Origin of the sequence: Streptococcus sp. E29BA, from assembly GCF_041807805.1 — a bacterium.
In the GTDB taxonomy this organism is placed as follows: Bacteria; Bacillota; Bacilli; order Lactobacillales; family Streptococcaceae; genus Streptococcus; species Streptococcus entericus.
The window spans coordinates 1-6432 of the sequence record NZ_JBGTZA010000059.1; the positions used below are offsets into that span (position 1 = coordinate 1).

The following is a 6432-nucleotide window of genomic DNA, read 5'->3' on the forward strand; positions in this document are numbered from 1 at the left end:
AACACCTATGGTTAAGCGAGTTATCGCTTAACAAAAACACTTTATAAAAATTGTACAGAAAAGGGGTGCCTTTTCATAATATAAAACAGATAAATAAGATTAATTAGCTAAAATAACCAAATAAAACGAGTGAGAACCAAGTTGCTTCTCACTCGTCAGTAAATATAACTCACCCACTACAGTTGACAAAGAGCCCTATAAGGAGAGATGGCTGGTACTAGCTATTCCTCAATTCCCCGCATATCTTTTTTATCTTGCTCATAATCAAAGCCGAGCACATCAGCCAAAACTTGTCCCAGTTGTTCCAAGTTAGTATCAACCCAGAAAGATGCAAATGAGAAAGCGTTAACTTTAGCCAGGCAGTAACCATAAATCGCTAAAATAAAACTCTCTTCCGTCACAATCGTCGAAGATGTGGGTGCAAATTGTAAAATTTTCCCTAAAACACAAGATGCCAAATACTGTTCCCAACTCTCATAATCTTGCTTGATACGAGTAGTCTCTTGGTCAAATAGCTCCTGAAACTCCGCCTGACTCACAAGCTTTCCTGCATAAGCCTTGGTCAAGACATCGATGATACGACAATCATCAAAACCTTGTACCCCTTTTCCTTTGCTTAAAGCTTGTAAGCGACCTAGAATCTCCAGCAAGTTTGTATCCTCAGTTAACTCCTCTAGGACAGCTGTCAAAGCCTTCTCTTCATTCTTAACCTACGGTAGTCGCCTTGTTTTAGAGCTCTGATTTCATTAACCAAAGTATGTTTATTCACAATACCAAAATTCTTTTTTAGACCGTGTTTTACTAAAAATCGTGTCAAGATATTTACATTCGGTAAAACAATTGGAAGTAATTCTTTATCAACTATTTCTTTATCAAGTTCAGTCACAAACCGATTTTCAAATCGGTAAGGGGCACAAAGTAAGACATATTCTGAAATTATTTTAAGTTCCTTTCTTCTGGTTAACTATAAAGCGGAAAGGCATCCGTAATCGCCTTAACCTCAGCACGCACCTGATCAAGCACGTCTGGCTTGTCAGCATTTTCCAAGGTTTTGATAATGAGCTCGGCAATCTTGGTCGCTTCTGATTCACCGAGACCACGACTAGTGATGGCTGGAGAGCCGATACGGATACCAGAGGTCTGGAAGGGTGATAGGGTTTCAAAAGGAATCGAGTTCTTATTGAGGGTGATATTGACTTCGTCCAACAGGTGCTGGGCAACCTTGCCACTCTCAACCACGCCAGTCACGTCCACTAAGAAGAGGTGATTATCTGTCCCGCCTGAGATGACTTTAAACTTGTCATGTTTGAGAAAGACCTCCGCCATAGCACGGGTGTTTTTGATGACCTGCTCACCGTAGGTCTTGAAGGCAGGGTCTAGGACTTCCTTAAAGGCAACTGCCTTGGCAGCAATGACGTGCATGAGTGGACCACCCTGCAGGCCTGGGAAGATGGCTGAGTTGATTTTCTTAGCAATCTCTTCATCGTTGGTCAAAATCAAGCCACCGCGTGGGCCACGAAGGGTCTTGTGGGTGGTTGTTGTGGTAATGTGGGCATATGGTACTGGGCTTGGGTGATGGCCAGACGCCACCAGACCAGCAATGTGCGCCATGTCCACCATCAGCTTGGCACCGACGCTGTCCGCAATCTCACGGAATTTTGCAAAGTCAATAGTACGGGAATAGGCGGACGCTCCTGCCACGATAAGCTTAGGCTGTACGGCCTTGGCCTGCTCCAGAATGGCATCGTAGTCGAGGAGGTGGGTCTCAGGGTCAACCGTGTAGTGGACAAAGTTGTACTGTTTGCCCGAAAAGCTCACTGTCGCCCCATGAGTGAGGTGGCCACCAGCGGACAAGTCCATACCCATCACCGTGTCTCCCGTCTCAATCAGCGCCATGTAAGCCGCCGCGTTGGCCTGACTGCCTGAGTGGGGCTGCACATTAGCAAACTTAGCGCCGAAAATTTCTTTCGCTCGATCGATCGCCAGATTTTCCACCACGTCCACACAGTCTGTGCCGCCATAATAGCGCTTGCCAGGGTAGCCTTCGGCGTATTTGTTGGTCAATAGGGTGCCCTGAGCTGCCATAACAGCCTTAGACACCACGTTTTCAGAGGCAATCAGCTCGATGTTGTTTTGCTGGCGCTGCTCTTCGGCTTGTACCGCTGCCCAAAGGTCAGCGTCAAAGGCCTTGTAATCTTCCTTGTCAAAAATCATAAGTGTACTCCTTTAAGTTGGTTATCCAATGGTTTCAAATGCCCCAGTTCTCCGTAGCGAACGAGGCGCAGGTATTCTCCCCAGACCCGTCGGCGACCGATGTCAGAGGTCATCCAGTCTGACCGACGAATTATCTGTCCTTTATAAGCTGTATCAAAGGGATAAGAGATAAGGTCAATATCATCTGGAAGATGCTGGGCTAGGGTTCGTAGCTGACGCCCTGCCACATGGCTCTTGCAAATGACCAAAATGCTCTTAACGCGTGAAAAATCAATCAAATCCTTAGCAAATAGAACATTTTCCAAGGAATTGGTCGATTGGTTCTCATGCAGAATGGCCTGCCGTGGAACGCCCCCAGCCACCAAGTGCTCGATGATGACCTCAGCCTCTGTCCGATCACCTCCTGGCCAATCAGGATGAGCCTGTCCTGTCTTGCTTCGACCACCCGTCACTAAAAACTGGCTAACATAGCCCTGTCGATAAGCCTCGACAGCCTTCTCCCAATGCAAGGGGTGGGTGCTCGAAAAGATAAAGCCCAAGTCACAGACCTGAGGCAACTGATCTTGCCCAAAGACCGCCTCCGTCAGCAAAGCCATGTCATCCGCGGTCAACTCGGGAACATCTGGTTCACGTTCAATCATCGTTCCCTTCCTCAAATAACTTGATAAATCGCAGCTGCGTCTTATCCCCATCGTAGCCAATCCTGCGGTAAAATCCATGCGCCTCCAGACGATGTGAAGCTGAATTCAGGCGGATGAAGGCATATCCTCTAGCCTTAGCTTCATCCTCTAAACCTGCAATTAAGCACCGACCGATTCCCTTCCCTTGATGTTCAGGGTGAACTGCCAGAGCCAAGACATTAAAACCTGTCGGCGAGTACAAACTTTCATAGATTTGAGCGTGAACATAGCCTAAGAACTCTCCTGTTTCAGGGTCGCCATAGCCAAGCAGAAAATGGTGATCATCTGCCGATAATTTAGTTAATTGCTGGGCAGTCTTCTCTTCTGAAAAAGAATACCCTAACGCCAACTTATTGATAATCGACAGTTGTGAGACATCTTTATCGTGTAAACATCTGAGCATACTAATCCTCCTAAAAGTTCAACTCTGGCACAACTTCAAGGAGTTGTGCCTTGGTGATGGCTCCTTGTCGTAAAATGGTCGCTCTGTCACCAGACAAGTCCAAAATGGTCGAGTCCTGTCCTGTCAGGGCGGCATCATCTGCGTAGCCCGTCACTTGACCGTCAAACTCTGCCATGATGTCCTCGAAAGAGATGCCACTGGCTTGGCCTGACCGATTGGCGGAAGGACCGATCAATGGTCCATGCTGGGCAATCAAGTCTAAGGTCACAGGGTGATTTGGCACCCGAAAACCGACCGTCCCCAGACCAGAGTTGACCCAGTGTGGCACTCGGTCGTTGGCTTCTAAGATGATGGTCAACGGTCCTGGCATAAACTCATTATACAGCTTTTCTAAAAAAATATGCTGGTTTTGACTGAATTTTCGAATATCGTTCGGATTTGAGACGTTCAGATTGAGTGCCTTGTCTCGAGGGCGTTGCTTGAGGGCATAGACCTGATTCACAGCCTCTTCATCCAGTGCCTTGGCAAAGATCCCGTAAACGGTCTCAGTCGGCAGGACGACTGCCCCACCGTTTTCTAAGACCTGACCCAAATCAGCCATTATCCATCACCACCATTCTGTCTTTGCCGTAGCTGTCTGTCAAGACCCGCATGCGCTTATCGGGTAAATACTGCTGAGCTAAGGCTTTTAGCGCTTGACCTTGCTTGTAGCCAATTTCTAGATAAATCTTACCATTTGGTGTCAGGTGCTGCTGGGCATCTATCAAGATTTGTCGATAAATGCCCAATCCTTCTTCTTCGGCAAAAAGAGCGGTATGCGGCTCATAGCGCAAGACATTCTCTCCGACCTCATGCTGGTCTGCGTAAGCAATGTAGGGTGGGTTAGAGACAATAAGGTCATAGGTCTCAGGTAACCCATCGTAGACATCTGACTGGATAAAGGTAACCGCAAGGTCATGCTTTTGGGCATTTTCACGAGCGACTGCCAGAGCATCGGCTGACAAATCACTCGCTGTCACCTGCCAATCGGGTCTAGCTTGCTTGAGGGAAAGGGCAATAGCCCCGCTGCCTGTCCCCAGGTCCAGAACCCGCAAATCCGCTCTGCTATTTTCTAAAAGAATCAAATCGACCAACTCCTCCGTCTCAGGGCGAGGGATGAGGACACGGCTGTCCACCAAGAGCGTCAACTCTCGAAAGTAGGCGCGTCCTGTCAGGTGCTGGGCGGGAAGATGCTGGCTGAGTTTGTCCGCTAACTCAGTCAAGAGTGCCTCGTCTGCTAGCGTAATCGGCTGTGACAGCTGCAAAACCAAATCGGTCAAGCTCCAGCCCTTGAGCTCACGAAAGACGTAGGCAAGGGCAGCTCGCTCTGCTCCTGCGGCTTCAACACGGTCTTCCAAAGAAGACAAGACCTGTCCCAACCGCATTAGTTGGCCAACTTTTCCAGTTTTTGGGTCTGGTCGTAGAGAACGAGGGCGTCCACCACTTCGTCCATCTTCCCAGATAAAATCGTATCCAGCTTTTGCAGGGTCAGACCGATACGGTGGTCGGTGACACGGTTCTGCGGAAAATTGTAGGTGCGAATGCGTTCTGAACGGTCACCTGTACCGATGGTAGACTTGCGCTCCGCATCCTGCTCGTCTTGCGCAATCTGGGCAAAATGATCCGCCACACGGGCACGGATAATCTTCATGGCCTTGTCACGGTTCTTCTGCTGGGTCCGCTCTTCCTGCATCTCGACCTTGATGTTGGTCGGCAAGTGAACAATACGGACAGCCGTTGCCACCTTATTGACGTTCTGACCACCTGCACCAGAAGCGTGGTAGATGTCGATACGGAGGTCTTTCGAGTCAATGTCATACTCGACTTCTTCGATTTCAGGCATGATAAGAACTGTCGCTGTCGATGTATGGACACGGCCTTGGCTTTCGGTCACAGGGACACGTTGCACACGGTGGGCACCAGATTCGTATTTCAGTTTAGAGTAAACCGACTGACCTGATACCATCGCCACGACTTCCTTGATTCCACCGACACCATTGTAAGACGTCTCCATGACTTCAAAGCGCCAGCCTTGGCTTTCGGAAAACTTCTGGTACATGGCTAGAAGATCACCGGCAAAGAGGGCCGCCTCGTCACCACCTGCTGCACCACGAATCTCCAAGATGATGTTTTTATCGTCATTCGGGTCTTTAGGTAGGAGCAGGATTTTCAATCGCTCTTCGAGAGCTTCCTTAGCGGCCTTGCTCTCTTTGAGCTCTTCTTTAGCCATTTCCTCTAAATCCTTGTCGCCACCTGCTTCTTTAATCATCTCTTCTGCATCTGCGATGGCTTGTATAGTCGCCTTATACTCACGGTAGGCAGCGACCGTTTCACGCGTGTTTGCCTCTTCGCGAGACAATTCCATAAAGCGTTTGGTGTCAGATACCACCTCTGGGTCACTGAGCAACTCGCCTAACTCTTCATAGCGGTCTTCCACCGCCTGTAATTGATCGTAAATGTTCATACTTTTCTCCGCTTTTCATATAGTACTCTTCATTCTACCACAAAAAAAAGGATTTATCATCTTCTATTTCCTAGTCCTATAAATAAACTATTTGCAACTAAAACTCTAATCAGGTATAGATTTAATATAATTTTTGAGAACAATACTTTTTAACCCCCACTGGAAGTACTTTTATGTAATCTAGAATTGAAAACAACATGCGCTTACTGTCGTTTAATAAACTAGAAAGCTATATTATTGTCAACATTAACAATAATAGATTGAGTATCTATCTCTGTGGTCAAAATACTCGTGGTAAGGCTAATAGGCACCGCTTTGAAAAAATTTTTGTCTTAGCTAGTCACATTAGTTCTAAAGTGATAGAGCCATTGTCATATTGAGTATAATATTTTAAAACATAATCATAATAATGATAACTTCACCAACAAAAACAACAGCATTAAAACTGTTGTTTTTGTATTATCAGATTAGCTTATCTAGCTCGTCTTCTCCGTCCGGCTAAACCTAGGGCTGATAAGAGGGCTGTTGCGCCGACAGCAGCTAGAGCTGTGTGGGCATCGCCTGTTGCAGGGAGTCCCTTCTTACCTACTGTCGCTGAGGCTAGTGCTGAAGCTGCAGGAGCTGTAGCTGAA

The 6432-nt window shown here is 47.4% G+C and carries 8 protein-coding genes; all 8 read right to left on the minus strand.

The window, feature by feature from the left end:
• Positions 1 to 221: 221 nt before the first annotated feature.
• Positions 222 to 689, minus strand: a complete 468-nt coding sequence (locus tag ACERC8_RS09590) for a DUF1266 domain-containing protein (RefSeq protein ID WP_373659659.1) — start codon at positions 687 to 689, stop codon at positions 222 to 224.
• 271 nt (positions 690 to 960) lie between these two features.
• Positions 961 to 2214: a serine hydroxymethyltransferase gene (glyA, locus tag ACERC8_RS09595; RefSeq protein ID WP_373659660.1), complete on the minus strand. Its 1254-nt coding sequence runs from the start codon at positions 2212 to 2214 to the stop codon at positions 961 to 963.
• Complete coding sequence (locus ACERC8_RS09600) at positions 2211 to 2855, minus strand: YdcF family protein (protein WP_373659661.1); 645 nt, start codon at positions 2853 to 2855, stop codon at positions 2211 to 2213. Before ACERC8_RS09600 ends, glyA begins: the two co-directional genes overlap by 4 nt.
• Positions 2848 to 3297: a GNAT family N-acetyltransferase gene (locus ACERC8_RS09605; RefSeq protein ID WP_373659662.1), complete on the minus strand. Its 450-nt coding sequence runs from the start codon at positions 3295 to 3297 to the stop codon at positions 2848 to 2850. The genes ACERC8_RS09600 and ACERC8_RS09605 overlap by 8 nt, the downstream gene beginning before the upstream one ends.
• 10 nt (positions 3298 to 3307) lie before the next feature.
• A complete protein-coding gene (locus tag ACERC8_RS09610; RefSeq protein WP_373659663.1) occupies positions 3308 to 3898 on the minus strand; it encodes an L-threonylcarbamoyladenylate synthase in 591 nt (196 codons plus the stop codon).
• Positions 3891 to 4721 carry a peptide chain release factor N(5)-glutamine methyltransferase gene (prmC, locus tag ACERC8_RS09615; protein WP_373659664.1) on the minus strand — a complete coding sequence of 277 codons (831 nt, stop codon included), beginning with the start codon at positions 4719 to 4721 and terminating at the stop codon, positions 3891 to 3893. Before prmC ends, ACERC8_RS09610 begins: the two co-directional genes overlap by 8 nt.
• Positions 4721 to 5800, minus strand: a complete 1080-nt coding sequence (gene prfA, locus ACERC8_RS09620; RefSeq protein WP_373659665.1) for a peptide chain release factor 1 — start codon at positions 5798 to 5800, stop codon at positions 4721 to 4723. Before prfA ends, prmC begins: the two co-directional genes overlap by 1 nt.
• 472 nt (positions 5801 to 6272) lie before the next feature.
• Positions 6273 to 6432 (minus strand): LPXTG cell wall anchor domain-containing protein (locus tag ACERC8_RS09625; protein WP_373659666.1); only part of this gene is annotated, 160 nt, incomplete at its 5' end.

Bases quoted from the DNA above. Each gene is read 5' to 3' on its own strand.
- glyA (WP_373659660.1), bottom strand. From the start codon at position 2,214: ATGATTTTTGACAAGGAAGATTACAAGGCCTTTGACGCTGACCTTTGG.
- ACERC8_RS09600 (WP_373659661.1), bottom strand. From the start codon at position 2,855: ATGATTGAACGTGAACCAGATGTTCCCGAGTTGACCGCGGATGACATG.
- ACERC8_RS09605 (WP_373659662.1), bottom strand. From the start codon at position 3,297: ATGCTCAGATGTTTACACGATAAAGATGTCTCACAACTGTCGATTATC.
- ACERC8_RS09610 (WP_373659663.1), bottom strand. From the start codon at position 3,898: ATGGCTGATTTGGGTCAGGTCTTAGAAAACGGTGGGGCAGTCGTCCTG.
- prmC (WP_373659664.1), bottom strand. From the start codon at position 4,721: ATGCGGTTGGGACAGGTCTTGTCTTCTTTGGAAGACCGTGTTGAAGCC.
- prfA (WP_373659665.1), bottom strand. From the start codon at position 5,800: ATGAACATTTACGATCAATTACAGGCGGTGGAAGACCGCTATGAAGAG.